The organism is Pseudomonas sp. QE6 (assembly GCF_041379005.1).
Taxonomy (GTDB): domain Bacteria; phylum Pseudomonadota; class Gammaproteobacteria; order Pseudomonadales; family Pseudomonadaceae; genus Pseudomonas.
Genome location: NZ_CP166873.1, coordinates 4,777,671 through 4,793,380 on the forward strand (window position 1 = coordinate 4,777,671; position 15,710 = coordinate 4,793,380).

The 15,710-nt window shown below is 66.4% G+C and carries 14 protein-coding genes; 6 read left to right on the forward strand and 8 right to left on the reverse strand.

Annotated features, from left to right (window positions below):
• Nucleotides 1-5: 5 nt before the first annotated feature.
• From ACAW63_RS21800 to ACAW63_RS21810, 3 genes are all read right to left on the reverse strand, one after another.
• Nucleotides 6-662, reverse strand: a complete 657-nt coding sequence (locus tag ACAW63_RS21800; protein ID WP_371228675.1) for a hydrolase — start codon at nucleotides 660-662, stop codon at nucleotides 6-8.
• 227 nt (nucleotides 663-889) lie between these two features.
• On the reverse strand, nucleotides 890-1,906 hold the full coding sequence (locus ACAW63_RS21805) for an alpha/beta hydrolase (protein WP_371228677.1): 1,017 nt from the start codon (nucleotides 1,904-1,906) through the stop codon (nucleotides 890-892).
• A 358-nt stretch (nucleotides 1,907-2,264) separates the two neighbouring features.
• Nucleotides 2,265-2,840: an ABATE domain-containing protein gene (locus ACAW63_RS21810; protein ID WP_371228680.1), complete on the reverse strand. Its 576-nt coding sequence runs from the start codon at nucleotides 2,838-2,840 to the stop codon at nucleotides 2,265-2,267.
• Nucleotides 2,841-3,038: 198 nt separating this feature from the next.
• Here ACAW63_RS21810 and ACAW63_RS21815 point away from each other — a divergent pair, with 198 nt between their 5' ends.
• From ACAW63_RS21815 to ACAW63_RS21825, 3 genes are all read left to right on the forward strand, one after another.
• On the forward strand, nucleotides 3,039-3,926 hold the full coding sequence (locus ACAW63_RS21815; protein ID WP_371228682.1) for an alpha/beta fold hydrolase: 888 nt from the start codon (nucleotides 3,039-3,041) through the stop codon (nucleotides 3,924-3,926).
• Nucleotides 3,927-4,043: 117 nt separating this feature from the next.
• Nucleotides 4,044-6,047: a U32 family peptidase gene (locus tag ACAW63_RS21820; RefSeq protein ID WP_371228685.1), complete on the forward strand. Its 2,004-nt coding sequence runs from the start codon at nucleotides 4,044-4,046 to the stop codon at nucleotides 6,045-6,047.
• Nucleotides 6,048-6,185: 138 nt separating this feature from the next.
• Nucleotides 6,186-6,587, forward strand: a complete 402-nt coding sequence (locus ACAW63_RS21825; RefSeq protein ID WP_371228688.1) for a hypothetical protein — start codon at nucleotides 6,186-6,188, stop codon at nucleotides 6,585-6,587.
• A 284-nt stretch (nucleotides 6,588-6,871) separates the two neighbouring features.
• Here ACAW63_RS21825 and ACAW63_RS21830 read toward each other — a convergent pair whose 3' ends face one another.
• Nucleotides 6,872-7,492 carry an FMN-binding negative transcriptional regulator gene (locus ACAW63_RS21830; RefSeq protein WP_371234748.1) on the reverse strand — a complete coding sequence of 207 codons (621 nt, stop codon included), beginning with the start codon at nucleotides 7,490-7,492 and terminating at the stop codon, nucleotides 6,872-6,874.
• 202 nt (nucleotides 7,493-7,694) lie between these two features.
• On the opposite strand from ACAW63_RS21830, the gene ACAW63_RS21835 reads away from it, so the two are divergent.
• From ACAW63_RS21835 to ACAW63_RS21845, 3 genes are all read left to right on the forward strand, one after another.
• Nucleotides 7,695-8,888, forward strand: coding sequence for a GGDEF domain-containing protein (locus tag ACAW63_RS21835; RefSeq protein WP_371228690.1), 1,194 nt, complete (start codon nucleotides 7,695-7,697; stop codon nucleotides 8,886-8,888).
• Nucleotides 8,889-9,000: 112 nt separating this feature from the next.
• Nucleotides 9,001-10,524, forward strand: coding sequence for a diguanylate cyclase (locus ACAW63_RS21840; protein WP_371228692.1), 1,524 nt, complete (start codon nucleotides 9,001-9,003; stop codon nucleotides 10,522-10,524).
• Nucleotides 10,521-11,279 (forward strand): NAD-dependent deacetylase, encoded by a 759-nt coding sequence (locus tag ACAW63_RS21845; RefSeq protein WP_371228695.1) that lies wholly within the window; start codon nucleotides 10,521-10,523, stop codon nucleotides 11,277-11,279. Before ACAW63_RS21840 ends, ACAW63_RS21845 begins: the two co-directional genes overlap by 4 nt.
• A gap of 177 nt (nucleotides 11,280-11,456) precedes the next feature.
• Here ACAW63_RS21845 and ACAW63_RS21850 read toward each other — a convergent pair whose 3' ends face one another.
• Genes ACAW63_RS21850 through ACAW63_RS21865 form a run of 4 tightly spaced genes read right to left on the reverse strand, consistent with a single transcriptional unit; the run spans nucleotide 11,457 to nucleotide 15,624 of the window.
• The gene (locus ACAW63_RS21850; protein WP_371228698.1) at nucleotides 11,457-12,557 is read right to left on the reverse strand and encodes an agmatine/peptidylarginine deiminase; all 1,101 of its coding nucleotides are present in this window, start codon (nucleotides 12,555-12,557) and stop codon (nucleotides 11,457-11,459) included.
• A 9-nt stretch (nucleotides 12,558-12,566) separates the two neighbouring features.
• Complete coding sequence (locus ACAW63_RS21855; protein WP_371228701.1) at nucleotides 12,567-13,661, reverse strand: extracellular solute-binding protein; 1,095 nt, start codon at nucleotides 13,659-13,661, stop codon at nucleotides 12,567-12,569.
• Nucleotides 13,662-13,663: 2 nt separating this feature from the next.
• Nucleotides 13,664-14,572: an N-carbamoylputrescine amidase gene (gene aguB / locus ACAW63_RS21860; protein ID WP_371228704.1), complete on the reverse strand. Its 909-nt coding sequence runs from the start codon at nucleotides 14,570-14,572 to the stop codon at nucleotides 13,664-13,666.
• The gene (locus ACAW63_RS21865; protein ID WP_371228706.1) at nucleotides 14,572-15,624 is read right to left on the reverse strand and encodes an agmatine/peptidylarginine deiminase; all 1,053 of its coding nucleotides are present in this window, start codon (nucleotides 15,622-15,624) and stop codon (nucleotides 14,572-14,574) included. Before ACAW63_RS21865 ends, aguB begins: the two co-directional genes overlap by 1 nt.
• Nucleotides 15,625-15,710: the final 86 nt, after the last annotated feature.

The following is a 15,710-nucleotide window of genomic DNA, read 5'->3' on the forward strand; positions in this document are numbered from 1 at the left end:
CTAGATCAGTGGCCTTCGCTGGCGTTGAACATGGTCTTGGCGTAGATCAGGCCAAGACCGTAGGCGCCGCCGTGGGCGATGGAGGTCTTCACGGTCTGGTCGTAGGTCTCGCCCCGGGCCCAGTCGCGTTGCAGTTCGAGCAGGTATTGCAGGGACGTCATGGGACGGGCGCCCAGCTGGATCATGCGCTGCAGGGCCATCTCGTGAGCCTCGGTGGACACGTCGCCACAGGCGTCGGCGATCACGTACACCTCGAAGCCCTGGTCGATGGCCGAGAGCGCCGGGCCGACGATGCACACCGAGGTCCAGAGGCCGGCGAGGACGATCTTCTGCTTGCCGTGCTTGTTCACCTCGACGGCGATGCGCGGGTCTTCCCAGGTGTTCATGCTGGTGCGGTCGATGACGTTGTGCTCGGGGAAGACCGACTTGATCTCGTCGAAGATCGGGCCGGAGAAGCTCTTCTCGGCAACGGTGGTGAGGATGGTGGAGACGTTGAATTCCTTCGCCGCCTTGGCCACCAGCGCCGCGTTGTTGCGCAGGGTTACCGCGTCGATGGACTTGGTCGCGAAGGACATCTGCGACTGGTGGTCGATCATGATCAGGGTGTGGTCGGCCGGGTTCAGCAGGGTCTTTCCCGGAGCAGCTTTGGCGATTGCGGTCATGATGAGTTTCCTTCTGCGTTGCGTGAGTGGGGGTAGGTCTTGGTATCGGTCGGGTCCGGCGGATTCGAGGGTGGTAGCGAACCGTGGAGCCATCTTTGCCGATCACCCGAAGCTGCGGAACAGACAGCCTTGCAGGGCTACTTTGCAGTTCTGCAAGCCCCTCTCCAGGCCGCGCCACGCCTGGGCTGCGCAGCACCGGAGGGGAGTTGCGGAACGGCCTTGCGGCCTTATTTCAGGTGCACCTTCAGCTCTTCGCCGGCCTGGCGCAGGGCGGCCTGCACGGCCGGCACCTGGCTGACCACGTTGAGCAGCCCGTAGTCGTGGATCATTCCGTTGTAACGCACCGAGGTGACCGCTACGCCGGCGGCATCGAGCTTGCGGGCATAGGCCTCGCCCTCGTCGCGCAGCACATCGGATTCGGCGGTCTGGACCAGCGCCGGCGGCAGGCCCTTGAGCTGATCCCTGGTGGCCCGCAGGGGCGACGCGTAGATCTCGGCGCGCTGCTTCGGATCGGTGGTGTAGTTGTCCCAGAACCACTGCATCATCGGCTTGGTGAGGAAGTGTCCCTGGGCGAACTGGTTGTAGGAGCCGGTCTCGAAGCTGGCGTCGGTCACCGGCCACAACAGGGCCTGGAAGCGCAGCTTGGGCGTGCCCTTGTCCTTGGCCATCAGCGCGACCACCGCGGCCATGTTGCCGCCGACGCTGTTGCCGGCCACCGCCAGGCGCTTGCCGTCGACGCCGATTTCCTTGCCGTGCTCGGCGACCCATTTCGTCGCGGCGTAGGCCTGGTTGATCGCGGTCGGGTAATGCGCCTCGGGGGACGGCGTGTAGTCGACGTAGACCGCCGCCGCGCCGGAGTTCAGCACCAGGTCGTGGATCAGGCTGGCGTGGGTCGGGTAGTCGCCCAGCACCCAGCCGCCGCCATGGAAGTACATGAAGACCGGCAACGTGCCCTTGGCATGGGCCGGGCGAACGATGGTCAGCTTGATCGCGCCGACCTCGGTGGTGATGCTCTTCTCGCTGACCTGGGTGCCGGAAAGGTCGACCTTCACCGACTGCTGCGCGCCGGTGAGCACCGCACGGGCGTCTTTCGGCGAGAGGGTTTCCAGCGGCTTGCCGTTGCCGGCTTCCAGCGCCTCGAGGAAGGCCTGGGTGTTGTGTTCGACGGTGGGGTTGCCGGCGGCGAAGGCGTTGCCGAGGGTCAGTGCGAGGGTGGCGGCGAGCAGGGTTTTCTGGGTGGTCATGATTCCGTTCCTGAGCAGTGGGGATGTGGAGTTCCGAAGTGCGAGTGCATCTTCGGCCAGGCTCGGGAAACGCGGAATAGACAGGTTTGCAGGGACGTTTTGCAGTTTTGCAAAGGGGTCTGAGGGGGAAGTTTTCGGAGTCAGCCTGCACCTGTTCCGAAACGCGTCGACTATCCACGCACACCGGAATCGCAAGTGCCGCAGGGCGTATAACGCTCGGCGTTATACGCCGCTTGACCATGGCCAAGGACTCCGCCGGAATTGGCCATGAACCGCGTCTTCAGACCACTCCGGACCTGGCCATGCAGGCAGAAAGGTCCAAGGCGAATCGGCGTACAACCGCGAACGGTTGTACGCCCTACTCCCCGCGCTGCCGCTTGCGGTGCTCGGCGACCTTATGCCGGTTGCCGCACGCCGCCATGCTGCACCAGCGCCGGCGATGCGACTTGGTGCGGTCGTAGAACCACAGCACGCAATCGGGATGCTCGCACTTGCGCACCAGGTTGAAATCCCCTTCCGCCAGCAGCGCGGCGGCAAGTTCCGACAGGGGCGCGAGCAGTTGCTCAGGCGATGCGTGCTCGCCGACCCGCTCCAGGCGCGGCGCGTCGGCGCCTTCCCAGACCAGCCGCGGATGGCTGGCCGCCTGCAGCAGGAAGTGGTTAAGCGCCGAAGGGTCGCCGCGCAACCCGCCTTTGCGCTTGAGCACCAATTCACGCACCGCCTCGCGCAAGGTTCGGGCGGCGTCCAGCAACGCCCCCTTGGCGAACCGGCCGGCGCCGTCGCGCCGGAGCTCCATGCGCTCGAGCCAGGCCAGCACGTCGGCGTCGGACTGCCAGAAATCCACCAGTTGCCCGTCCACCACCGCAACGGTGTTGATCATGTCCAGCGCGGGGTGATCGGCGATCACGAAGGGTTCGAGGGTCGGTGCGCTCATGGTGGCGGCTCCTGGCGGGAATGCACCCATGGTAACCCTTCATATCCATTTAGCAAGTTACATCACCTCGGAACGACCGTTCGTCCGCCTGATCATGTAACCTCTATAAATACATTTGACAGGTTACAATGAAGAGTCCAGATTTGCCCTCGAAGTAACCCATAAAAAACTTTTAACCAGTTACAGAAGGATCTCGACATGAACGCCATCGCCCACACCGACACCGCCATCCATTACCGCTTCGCCGACGCCGACGGCGTCCGTGTGTTCTACCGCGAGGCCGGCCAGCCGGGCTCGCCCGTACTCCTGCTGCTCCACGGCTTCCCCAGTTCCTCGCACCAGTTCCGCAACCTGATTCCGCTGCTGGCCGAGCGCTTCCACGTCATCGCCCCTGACCTGCCCGGCTTCGGCTACACCGAAGTGCCGGCCGAACGCAGCTACCGCTACAGCTTCGCCAACCTCGCCACCACCCTCGGCGCCTTCGTCGATGCCCTGGGCCTGGAACGCTACGCCCTGTATGTCTTCGACTACGGCGCCCCCACCGGCCTGCGCCTGGCACTGGCGCACCCGGAACGGGTCACCGCGCTGATCTCGCAGAACGGCAATGCCTACCTGGAAGGCCTCGGCGATGTCTGGGCGCCGATCCGCACCTACTGGGCCAATCCTTCCGCGGCCAACCGCCAGGTGGTGCACGACGCCCTGCTGACCCGAGAAGGTGTCCGCCTGCACTACGTCGAGGGCGCGTCGGACCCGAGCCTGATCGCCCCCGAGACCTACACCCTCGACGCCCTGCTGATCGAGCGTCCGGGCAACAAGGACATCCAGCTCGACCTGTTCTACGACTACCAGGACAACCTGAAGCTCTACCCCGACTTCCAGGCGTTCTTCCGCGCCACCCGGCTACCGGCGCTGATCATCTGGGGCAAGCACGACCCGATCTTCATCCCGCCGGGCGCCGAAGCCTTCGCCCGCGACAACCCCAACGCGGTGATCGAATTGCTGGACACCGGCCACTTCGCCCTGGAAACCCACGTCGAGTACATCGCCCAGCGCATCCACGAAGTGATCGGCAGCGCCCTGGGCTAGGTGCCCCGCCCTTCAGGCGACCAACCGCCACGCCGCCCGGCACGCCGCGGGTGCCGGCGCGGCGTTTGGCCGGTACAATGCGCGATTGCCCGTGCCACGCCTGATAAAGAAGAAACCATGTCCCTGCCCAAACACCATCTGGAACTGCTCAGTCCCGCCCGCGATGTGGCCATCGCCCGCGAGGCCATCCTGCATGGCGCCGATGCCGTCTACATCGGCGGCCCGAGCTTCGGCGCGCGGCACAATGCCTGCAACGAAGTGAGCGATATCGCCCAGCTGGTGGAGTTCGCCCACCGCTACCACGCGCGGGTGTTCACCACGATCAACACCATCCTCCACGACAACGAGCTGGAGCCGGCCCGCGCGCTGATCCACCAGCTCTACGACGCCGGCGTCGACGCGCTGATCGTGCAGGACCTGGGCATCATGGAACTGGACATCCCGCCGATCGAGCTGCACGCCAGCACCCAGACCGACATCCGCACCCTGGAGCGGGCGAAGTTCCTCGATCAGGCCGGCTTCTCCCAGCTGGTATTGGCCCGTGAGCTGAACTTGCAGGAAATCCGCGCCATCGCGGATGAAACCGACGCGGCCATCGAGTTCTTCATCCACGGCGCGCTGTGCGTGGCCTTCTCCGGCCAGTGCAACATCTCCCACGCTCAGACCGGCCGCAGCGCCAACCGCGGCGACTGCTCCCAGGCCTGCCGCCTGCCCTACACCCTGAAGGATGACCAGGGCCGCGTGGTGGCCTTCGAGAAGCACCTGCTGTCGATGAAGGACAACAACCAGAGCGCCAACCTCAGCGCCCTGGTGGACGCCGGCGTGCGCTCCTTCAAGATCGAAGGGCGCTACAAGGACATGGGCTACGTGAAGAACATCACCGCCTATTACCGCCAGCGCCTGGACGGCATCCTGGCCGAGCGCCCGGACCTGGCCCGCGCCTCCAGCGGCCGCACCGACCACTTCTTCGTGCCGGACCCGGACAAAACCTTCCACCGTGGCAGCACCGACTATTTCGTCAGCGAGCGCAAGATCGACATCGGCGCCTTCGACTCGCCGACCTTCACCGGCCTGCCGGTGGGCACCGTGGAGAAAGTCGGCAAGCGCGACCTGATGGTGGTGACCAAGGACCCGCTGTCCAACGGTGATGGCCTCAACGTGCTGGTGAAGCGCGAAGTGGTCGGTTTCCGCGCCAACATCGCCGAGCCCAAGGGTGAGTTCGAGGAGGACGGCGAGAAGCGCTACCGCTACCGCGTCGAACCCAACGAGATGCCCGAAGGCCTCTACCGCCTGCGCCCGAACCACCCGCTGTCGCGCAACCTCGACCACAACTGGCAGCAGGCCCTGCTCAAGACCTCCGCCGAGCGCCGCGTCGGCCTGTCGTGGGTTGCCAGGCTGCGCGAGGAACGCCTGGAACTGATCGCCACCAGCGAGGAAGGCGTCACCGCCAGCGTCGCCCTGGACGGCCCGTTCGGCGTCGCCAACAAGCCGGAGCAGGCACTGGACCAGTTGCACGACCTGCTCGGCCAGCTCGGCACCACCCAGTACCACGCCGACAGCATCGAGCTGGACGCGCCGCAGGCGTTCTTCATCCCCAACTCCCAGCTCAAGGCGCTGCGTCGCGAAGCCATCGAGGCGCTTACCGAAGCCCGCGTGCAGGCCCACCCGCGGGGCGGCCGCAAGGCCGAGAGCAACCCGCCGCCGGTGTACCCGGAATCGCACCTGTCCTTCCTCTACAACGTGTACAACCAGAAGGCCCGCAACTTCTACCACCGCCACGGCGTGCAACTGATCGACGCCGCCTTCGAGGCCCACGAGGAAACCGGCGAAGTACCGGTGATGATCACCAAGCATTGCCTGCGCTTCTCCTTCAACCTGTGCCCGAAACAGGCCAAGGGCGTCACCGGCGTACGCACCAAGGTGCAGCCGATGCAACTGATCCACGGCGACGAAGTGCTGACCCTGAAGTTCGACTGCAAGCCGTGCGAGATGCATGTGATCGGCAAGATCAAGGGCCACATCCTCGGTTTGCCGACGCCCGGCAGTGACGGCGTGAGCAACATCGTCGGCCAGATCAGCCCGGAAGACCTGCTCAAGACCATTCGCAAGCCGGCGCACTGAGGTTCTTTTGTAGGAGCGAGCTTGCTCGCGAATGCTCTTCGCCGTCGATTCGGTGTTAGGCGGTTCGCGAGCAAGCTCGCCCCTACGAAAAGCAAGACCCCATGCGCAATTTCCCGATCCCCCGCTATGATCGGGAACATGACTGCCACGCCTCCGCTCCGCCAGCAATGCCCGCCCGGTGCCTGCGACTGCCACCGCGAGCGGCTGCTGGAGAGTCCCGACGCCGACCTGCGCATCCTGCTGCTGACCCGGCACGAGGAGCAGCGCCTGCTCGAACGCCTGGAAAACCTGAAGGACCTGGCCGACCTGCAGCGCATGCAGCAGAAACTCTTCGAGCAGCTCGGCATCCGCCTGCACATCGCCCCCGGCTTCAACGAGGTACGGACGATGCGCGGCATCGAGTTCGACTTCGACGATCAGCCCGGCCTCTGCCGCAAGACCCGCCAGGCCATTCCCGCCGCGATCCGCCGGTGTATGGAGAAGAACCCGGAAATCGCCTGGCGCCTGCTGGATTCCCATGACCTGCTGGGCGGGATCTGAGTCCGCTTCCCTCGCGCCGAACCAGCCACGTAGGGCGTACAACCGTTCGCGGTTGTACGCCGATATACGACGGTCGCCGGTTGGCAAATGGGTCGAGTTCGAAGCGCCGGGTGACAGGTGCCTGGTCGAAGTCCGTGCAGCCGGAAACCAAGGTCAAACGGCGTACAACGTCTAACGTTGTACGCCCTACGTTCCTGACGAACTCGCTTGTCGGGCGCACGCTCTTGCAGTAGCGGATCTTATCCGCGATCCGGCCGCCAGGCCGGCCACAGAAACAGGCGACGCTACTCCTTCGCCGCCCTCATCGCCCCGGCCAACTCGCCAACTCCGCGCAGTTCCAACTCCCCGGCCGCCCCCTGCCGGTCCCGGTCCTCCTTGTTCTGGCTGAGCTTGGACTTGCCGACGATCTCGCCGATCTCCACCTCGATGCCGACGATGTTCGCCAACATCCCGCTGATGAACTCCGGCGCGGAGTCGCTCATCTTCCATGGCCGCTCCTCGCCCGCCTCATGGGTGCGCGTCAGACGTCCGACCACGCCGCGCACGAAGCGCTCCTCGTCCATCACCTTCAGCCGGCCGCGCACATGCACCACCTGGTAGTTCCAGGTCGGCACCTGGCGGTGCTCCTCGTGCTTGCTCGGGTACCAGTTGGGCGAGACATAGGCGTGATCGCCACGGAATATCACCAGCACCTCTTCGCCATCTGCCTCCCGCCACACCGGGTTGTTGCGCGCGACGTGGGCACGCAGCAGCGGCGCGTCCCCTGCCAGCTCCAGTTCGAAGGGCAGGTGATTGGCGTCCAGCACACCGGCATGGCCGGTCACAAGAATGCCCAGGGGGTGTTCGCGGATCAACCGGTGCAGTTCGTCAGGTCGGTTTTCCTCAAAGTGCGCGGGTACGTACATGATGGCCTCGAAATCAGGGAATACCGCCATGATGCCGCCGCATTGGCACCCCATAAAGATCCATTAACAGGCCAGGTAACGGAGCCAATTCGCCCGCACCACAGCCTCTCCTTGCGCGGATGCGCTGGACGGCAGTCGTGCCGCCCCCTACTCTAGCCATTAGCCAGCATTCGCCCAGGACGGCAGACACAGGCTCCCCCCGATGACCGCACCCGAGTTTCCCGCCGAGCCTTCCCGGCAGTTCCAGGGCAAGATGCCGCCCAGCCTGCGTGTCGCCTACAAGGCCTATGTGATCCGGCATTACCGGCGCTTCCTGCTGGCGATCAACTTCATCGCCATGGCGGCCTACGATTCCTACGTGCTGGCCGATGCCCTGCTGATCCCGGACATGGCAAAGGAATCGCTGCTGCTGCGCGCCGGCCTGAGCCTGATCGGCCTGTTCAACATCCTCCTGGTGTTCCGCTTCAGCCGCAGCGTGCTGGCGATGGACCTGCTGATGCCGGTGCACGACATCATTTCCACCCTCGCCTGGTTCGAGCTCCTCAAGCGCAGCGCCTCGCCCGACGTCCCCTTCTTCCTCTACGCCTCGGTGGTCTTCATCCTGCTCGGCAACCTGGGGGTGCGCTATTCGTTCAAGGGCATTGCGCTGATCTCCGCAATCATCTCGGCGATCATCCTCTACAACGTCTGGCTGATCCACGATGGCGCCGCCAAGCCAGTGCTGACCTTCACCCTGGTCTACCTGCCGGTGGCGCTGTTCAGCCTGTTCATCAGCTGGACCAATATCAGGGGCGTGCGACAGGCCTTCCTCGCCGACCAGGAAGAACGCCGCCAGCGCTCCGAACTGGCCTCGCTCAACCTGCGCCTGCAGGAACTGGCCAGCACCGACGCACTGACCGGCGTCGGCAACCGCCGCGCCCTGGACGCCCAGCTCAGGGCCAGTTGGGAGGGCATGCGCGCCCATGGCCGCCCCTTCGCCCTGTTGCTGGTGGATATTGACTACTTCAAGCCCTACAACGACCATTTCGGCCACCAGACCGGCGACCGCTGCCTGTGTCGCGTGGCCGAATCCCTGGTCGGCAGCCTGCGCGGGGGGCGTGCCAGCGTCTATCGTTATGGTGGTGAGGAATTCGTCGTACTGCTCGAAACCGGCAGCGTCGACGACCTGCGCCGTGTAGCCGAACGCCTGCGCGAGCAGGTGGCCAGCCTGAACATCGAACACCTGCACCGACCCGACGCCCTGCGGCACCTCACCATCAGCCTCGGTGCCGCGATGGCCAATGAGGAGGGCCTGAACCAACCGCTCGACCTGCTCGCGCGATGCGACCAGCGCCTTTACTGCGCCAAGCAGGACGGACGCAACCGCGTGCAACTCGACAGTCCGCCAACGGACTGACGAAGGCAACCGACCCGACGAACCCGGCCGGCGCCCCTCGATCGGCTGGCAGGCGGACCCCGCACCCAGCGTCTGGTGGTGACGCCATCGATACCAACTCAACGAGGCCCGTGTGAAACGCGACATCCGCCTTGCCGTTCTCCTGCTGTCGATCATCGGCCTGACCGTGGCGGCGGCCACCGCCTGGGAGCTGTGGGCCGCCCGCGAACGGACCCTCGCCAAGGCCTACACCCACAACCTGAACCTGGCCCAGGCGCTGGACACCTACGTCGAAGGCATCATCACCCAGAGCTCCATGCTGCTCCTGGGCGTCGCCGAGCGCCTGGAAGCCGACGGCACCGGCCCCGAGCAACTGCAGCGCCTGCGCCTATTGGCGCAGCACCAGCAATCCCTGCTCAGCCAGCTCGACAGCATCGTCGTCTACGACGCCCACGGTCACTGGCTGATGACCTCCAATGGTCAGGTTCCGCCCGACGCCACCAGCGCCGACCGCTCCTTCTTCATTCACCATCGCGACAACCCGTCGACCGACGCCTACATCGGCGAACCGATCCGCAGCCGCTCCACCGGCAAGTGGGTGATCACCATCAGCCGCCGCTACAACCAACCCGACGGCAGCTTCGCCGGCGTCATCTCCGTAACCCTTGGCGTGGAAAACTTTCTCCAGCTGTTCGGCAAGATCGACATCGGTCGCCATGGCGCCATCGGCGTCACCACCGTCAATGGCCAGGTGCTGGTGCGTTACCCGTTCCGCCAGGGCGACATGGGCCGTGTGCTGTCGCACTCGCCTATCTTCAGCGGCTACCTGGACCACGCCCAGGTCGGCACCGCCTCCTTCAACTCCTCGCTGGACGGCATCGAACGCATCTACGCCTTCCGCAAGAACGAGCGCTACCCGCTGGTGACCACCGTCGCCCTGGGCAAGGACGAAGCGCTGGCCTCCTGGCGCGCCGACGCCCTGCGCACGGTAGGCATCGCCTTCGGCCTGCTGCTGGTGATCGTGATCATCGGCTGCCTGATGATCCTCGCGATCAAGCGCCGCATCGGCACCGAAACCCTGCTGGTGGCCGCCCGCGAAGAACTGCTCAAGGCCAACCGCCAGCTCGAAGTGCTGGCCTCCCGCGACCCGCTCACCGGCCTGCAGAACCGCCGCAGCTTCGACGACCGCCTATCCTCCGAACTGCGCCGCGCCCAGCGCGAACGGACCCCACTGGCCCTGCTGCTGATCGACGTCGACTACTTCAAGCGCTTCAACGACACCTACGGCCACCCCGCCGGCGACGACTGCCTGCGCAGCGTCGGCCAACTGCTGGCCGACAACGTGCGGCGCCCCGGCGACCTGACGGCGCGCTACGGCGGCGAAGAGCTCGCGGTGATCCTGCCCAACACCGACAGTGCCGGAGCGCAGTCCGTGGCCGAACAGATCCTGCAACACCTCTGGCAGAGCAACCTGACCCACGTTGGCAGTCCGTTCGGCCGGGTGACCGCCAGCATCGGCATCGCCGCCCTGCCCGCCGGCTCGGAGGCCTCCGCCGCCGCCCTGATCAGTGCGGCCGACCAGGCCCTGTATCGCGCCAAGGCCGCCGGCCGCAACCGCCTGGACTGCGCACCCGGCGTCCCCGGATCAGAGCAATGACCTTCGCCCCCGCCCTGCTCGATGCCCTGCGCAACTCCCGCCATGTGGTGGTCTTCACGGGTGCCGGGGTGTCCGCCGAAAGCGGCATCCCTACCTTCCGCGACCGCCTTACCGGCCTCTGGGCGCGCTTCGAAGCCTCCCGGCTGGCGACCGCCGAAGCCTTCCGCGCCGACCCGGCGCTGGTCTGGGGCTGGTACCAGTGGCGGCGCAGCCTCGTGCATCGCGCACGGCCCAATCCCGCGCACCTGGCCATCGCCGCGCTGGCCGGCAAGGTGCCGCAACTGACCCTGGTGACCCAGAACGTCGACGACCTCCACGAGCGCGCCGGCAGCCCATCGGTCATCCACCTCCACGGCCAGCTCGAACGCCCGCGCTGCTTCACCTGTCAGCGCGAGCCGGAGGCGCCGCTGCCAATCTCCGACGAGCCCGAGGCCGGCCGCCATGTCACCCCGCCGGCCTGTGTCCATTGCGGTGGGCCGCTGCGCCCTGGCGTGGTGTGGTTCGGTGAAAGCCTGCCGATGAATGCCATGAACCACGCGTTCGAAGCCGCGGAGAGTTGCGACCTGCTGATCTCGGTGGGCACCTCCGGCGTGGTCTACCCGGCTGCGCAAATCCCGCAGGCCGCCTGGCGCGCCGGCGCCACCGTGCTGCACATCAACCCCGCGCCAGGGCCGCTGCACGGCGAACGCGACTTCGCCCTCGCCAGCGCGGCGGGCGTCGCCCTGCCGGCACTCGTGGAAGCAGCGTTCGGCTAGAGCCGGGTCGCTGAATGGAGCTCGCGCCTACAGCTTCACGCCGGCGTGCTCTTCGTAGGAGCGGACCTTGTCCGCGAGCCGCCGGCAAGGCCGGCGCAGGAACAGGTTCGCGAGCAAGCTTGCTCCTACAGGTCCACGTCAATGCGCACTTCATAGGAGCAAGCCCGCGCACAGGCACTACACCGCCGGCAAATGCGACGTCACACAATGGATGCCACCCCCGCCCGCGGCGATAGGGTCGATATCCAGTTGCACGATCTCGCGGTCCGGGTACAGCTCGCCGAGCAGCGCATGACAGCGCTCATCCGCCGCCGCATCGCCGAATTTCGGCGCGATCACCCCGCCGTTCACCGGCAGGTAGTTGATGTAACCGGCAGCGAAATCCGGATTGTCGCGGTTGTACTGGCTGGGCTTGGGCTTCGTTGGCGGCGGCAGACTGTGCAGCTTCAGCGGCCGGCCATCGGCGTCGGTGGCACCCTTGAGGATGTCCAGGTGGCGACGGGTCACCGCGTAGTCGTAGGACTGCGGGTCGTTGTCCAGGTTGACCACAACCACGCCCGGCTCGACGAAGCGCGCATAGAAGTCCACGTGGGCGTCGGTGATGTCCTTGCCGCGGATGCCCGGCAGCCAGATGATCTTGCGCAGCCCCAGGCGTTGCTTCAGCTCCGCCTCGATGCGCGGACGCGTCCAGCCGGGATTGCGGTTGTCGTTGACCCAGCAGCTCTCGGTGAGGATGGCCGTGCCATGGCCGTCCACCTCGATGCCGCCGCCCTCGCCACACAGCGCGCTGACGATATGCCGCGCTTCCAGCTCCTCGGCCAGGGTCGCCGCCACTTCGCCGTCGCGCCGGGCGTGCTGCTTGCCGCCCCAGCCGTTGAAGTTGAAGTCGGCCAGGGCCAGCCCACCGGCGTCGTTCACCAGGTAGCAGCCGCCGTAGTCACGAACCCAGATGTCATCCAGCGGCATGGCCATGAAATCGACGCCCTCCGCCGCGCACGCGCGCTTCGCCTCGGCCAGCTGCGCCGGCCGGCAGAGCACCGTCACCGGCTGGAACTCGGCAATGGCGCGGGCCAGCCGCGCCACCGTGGCGTTCACCGCGGGCGCGAAGTCCTCCCAGACATCGGCACTCGCGGCGTAGGCAACGAACACCCGCTCCTGCTTGCGGTGCTCGTCGGGCATGTACCAGCGCTCCGTGGCCAGGGCGACCCGCCCCAGCCCCAAGCCGAGCCCCGTCGCCAGCGTCATGCCAGCGCCAAGCAGGTTCCTGCGAGTCAACATGTTCTCTCCTTAGCTGCCGGTGCCGGTCTTGAAGCTTGTCCAGGTACGCATCCGCGCACGCATGTCGCGCTGCGGGATGTCCTTGCCGGGGAACAGCCGCGCATAGGCCTTCTCATCAAGATAGATGTCCGGATTGTTGCGCATGCTGGCGTCAACCATCGTCCGCGCCTTGGCGTTGGACGTCGGGTAGCCGGTGGCGTTGCTGATCGCCGCCATCACCTGCGGGCGCATCAGGTAGTTGATCAGTGCGTAGGCGTACTCCGGGTGCGGCGCGTCGACGGGGATCGCCATGGTGTCCATCCACACCGAGGTGCCCTCGCGCGGCACGCGGTACTCGAAGCGCTCCTTCTTGCCGGCCTCGTCGGCGGCGCGCTGCGACTGGATGACATCGCCGCTGTAGCCCAGCGACAGACACAGGTCGCCATTGACCAGCTGGGTGACCGGCTGCGACTGGAACTTGCGGATGTACGGGCGAATACCGTTGAGCACCGCCAGCGCGTCCGCCAAGTCCTGGGGCTTGCCGCTGCGCGGATCGCGACCAAGGTAGTTGAGCACCACGGCGAGCACCTCGTCCGGCGAGTCGATCAGCGAGATGCCGCAGTCGGCGAAGCGCTTGGCCAGCTCCGGCTTGAACAGCAGGTCGAGGCTGTTCACCGGCGCGTCGGCCATGCGCTGGTCGATCTTGGCGCGGTTGAAGGTCAGGCCGATGCTGCCCCAGGTGTAGGGCACCACCGCATGCCGCGAGTACGGATAGCGGGTCTGCAGGTTCTGCAGGCCCGGCTCGATATCGCCCAGGTGCTGGAGCTTGCTGGCATCCAGCTTCTGCAGCGCGCCGGCGCGCATCAACCGTTCGGCCACGGTGTCGCCGGGGAAGACCAGGTCATAGCCGCTGTGCCCGGCCATCATCTTGGCCTCCAGCGTCTCGCTGCCGTCCATCACGTCGTAGATCACCTTGATCCCGGTCTCCTGGGTAAAACCGGTCAGGGTGTCGGGGGCGAAGTAGTCCGCCCAGTTGAACAGGCGCAGGACCTTTTCCTCCGCCGCCGCGGGTTGCAGGGCGCAGGCCAGGGACAGGCCCAGCGCGCCGATCAGCATCGATTTCATGGTCAGACTCCCTGGCCTTGCCAGCGTGAATGAAGGTGCCGGCCGTCGAGGCCGAGCAGCGGGCCGTACATTTCCGGGCGACGGTCGCGGAACACGCCCCAGGTCAGGCGCTCCTCGCGCGCCAGGCCCAGGTCCAGTTCACGCACCAGCACCGCCGCCTCGTTGCGCCCGGCTTCGGCAACCAGCGCACCCTTGTGGTCGGTGATGAAGGACGAGCCGTAGAAGCGCATGCGCAGTCGTTCATCGCTCGGCGCCACTTCCTCGCCGATACGGTTGGCCGCCAGCACCGGCAGCAGGTTGGCGGCGGCGTGGCCGCGCTGGGCGGTCTGCCAGTGGTCGCGGGAATCCAGATGCGCAGCCCCCGGCTCGGAACCGATGGCGGTGGGGAACAGCAGCAGCTCCGCACCTTGCAGCGCCAGGCAGCGCGCCGTCTCGGGGAACCACTGGTCCCAGCAGATGCCCACGCCGATGCGGCCGACGGCGGTATCCCAGACACGGAAACCGGTATCGCCGGGGCTGAAGTACTCCTTCTCCTGGTAACCGATGGCGTTAGGGATGTGCGTCTTGCGGTACACCCCGAGCAGGCGGCCGTCGGCGTCGGCCACAGTCAGCGAGTTGAAGTAGGCGTTGCCGGCGCGCTCGAACCAGCTCAGCGGCAGCACGACTTCGAGTTCCGCAGCTAGCCTGGCGAAGCGCCGCAGGATCGGGCTGTCCTCGTAGGGCTGGGCCAGCGCCAGGTGGTCGTGGTCCTGCTCGATGCAGAAGTACGGCGTGGCGAACAGCTCAGGCAGCAGGATCAGCTGCGCCCCGGCAGCGGCCGCCTCGCGCACGCGGCGTTCGGCCTCGTCGAGGTTGGCCGGCAGGTCCCAGCTGCAGGAGAACTGCAGCACCGCAACGCTCAGCCTGCTCATCACACGCCCTCCAGCGGCCAGGCCGGCTGCTGCTGGGTGATGCAGTGCACCCCGCCGCCGCCGTGGGCCAGGTGGTTGATGCGCACCGGCACCACCTCGCGGCCGGGGAAGGCGCGGGCCAGGGTGGCGGCGGCTTCGTCGTCGGCGGCGATGCCGTAGGCCGGCATGATCACCGCGCCATTGGCCAGGTAGAAGTTGGTGTAGGAGGCGCAGAAGACTTCCGCCTCCGGATCCACCGCCGCGCTGGCTTCGAACAGTTCGATCAACTCGAAGGAACGGCCCTTGGCATCGGTGGCCAGCTCCAGGGCGCGGCGGTTCTCCTTCGCCACCTCGGCGTAAGCGCTGGAGGCATCGCGGGTGGCATCCACCAGCAGCACGCCGGGACGGACGAAGGCGCAGACGCCATCGACGTGGCCGTCGGTCATGTCGCCGGTGACGTACTGCGGGTCGCCCGGCAGCCAGATGGTCTTGCTCACGCCCAGCAGGCGGGCGAAGATTTCCTCCATCTCGCGCTTGCTCACGCCGGGGTTGCGGTTGGGGTTGAGCAGTACCGATTCGGTGGTGATCAGCGTGCCCTCGCCATCCACATGGATCGCGCCGCCCTCGTTGGACAGCGGCGTGCCGAAGCAGTCCAGCTCCAGGTGATTGAGCACGCGGCGGCCCAGGCCCTCGTCCAGCGTGTGCACCGACTTGCCGCCCCAGGCGTTGAAGCGCCAGCTCACCCCAGCCACGCCGTGTTGCGGATGGCAGACGAAGGTCGGCCCGGAGTCGCGGCACCAGCTGTCGTCGATGGGCAGCGACACCAGCTCGACGTTCGGCCCGCACAGCTCGGCGGCGCGAGCCACGGCGGAGGGGTCGACCACCAGCTTCACCGGCTCGAAGCGGGCAATGGCATTGGCCACCCGTGCGAAGTCTTCCTGCACCTGCTCCAGGGTCACCCGCCAGCCGCCCTCCCAGAGCGGGCGGTTATGCGGGAACGCCATCCAGGTCGCCGCGTGAGGTACCCATTCGGCAGGCATGCGCCAGCCGTTCTGCATATCGTTGAGATGCATACACAAAGCCTTTGGTTAGGAATTTTTATCGAAGGAAAAGGGTTCAGCGGCGCCTGAAACCATCCTAGGCCTGTGAATCCGCGACA

What these genes read in the sequence shown, in the direction of transcription:
- aguB (WP_371228704.1), bottom strand. Translation starts at nt 14,572, where the DNA reads ATGAGCAGGCTGAGCGTTGCGGTGCTGCAGTTCTCCTGCAGCTGGGAC.
- ACAW63_RS21830 (WP_371234748.1), bottom strand. Translation starts at nt 7,492, where the DNA reads ATGTACGTACCCGCGCACTTTGAGGAAAACCGACCTGACGAACTGCAC.
- ACAW63_RS21805 (WP_371228677.1), bottom strand. Translation starts at nt 1,906, where the DNA reads ATGACCACCCAGAAAACCCTGCTCGCCGCCACCCTCGCACTGACCCTC.
- ACAW63_RS21825 (WP_371228688.1), top strand. Translation starts at nt 6,186, where the DNA reads ATGACTGCCACGCCTCCGCTCCGCCAGCAATGCCCGCCCGGTGCCTGC.
- ACAW63_RS21800 (WP_371228675.1), bottom strand. Translation starts at nt 662, where the DNA reads ATGACCGCAATCGCCAAAGCTGCTCCGGGAAAGACCCTGCTGAACCCG.
- ACAW63_RS21815 (WP_371228682.1), top strand. Translation starts at nt 3,039, where the DNA reads ATGAACGCCATCGCCCACACCGACACCGCCATCCATTACCGCTTCGCC.
- ACAW63_RS21845 (WP_371228695.1), top strand. Translation starts at nt 10,521, where the DNA reads ATGACCTTCGCCCCCGCCCTGCTCGATGCCCTGCGCAACTCCCGCCAT.
- ACAW63_RS21810 (WP_371228680.1), bottom strand. Translation starts at nt 2,840, where the DNA reads ATGAGCGCACCGACCCTCGAACCCTTCGTGATCGCCGATCACCCCGCG.
- ACAW63_RS21865 (WP_371228706.1), bottom strand. Translation starts at nt 15,624, where the DNA reads ATGCATCTCAACGATATGCAGAACGGCTGGCGCATGCCTGCCGAATGG.
- ACAW63_RS21850 (WP_371228698.1), bottom strand. Translation starts at nt 12,557, where the DNA reads ATGTTGACTCGCAGGAACCTGCTTGGCGCTGGCATGACGCTGGCGACG.
- ACAW63_RS21855 (WP_371228701.1), bottom strand. Translation starts at nt 13,661, where the DNA reads ATGAAATCGATGCTGATCGGCGCGCTGGGCCTGTCCCTGGCCTGCGCC.
- ACAW63_RS21835 (WP_371228690.1), top strand. Translation starts at nt 7,695, where the DNA reads ATGACCGCACCCGAGTTTCCCGCCGAGCCTTCCCGGCAGTTCCAGGGC.
- ACAW63_RS21820 (WP_371228685.1), top strand. Translation starts at nt 4,044, where the DNA reads ATGTCCCTGCCCAAACACCATCTGGAACTGCTCAGTCCCGCCCGCGAT.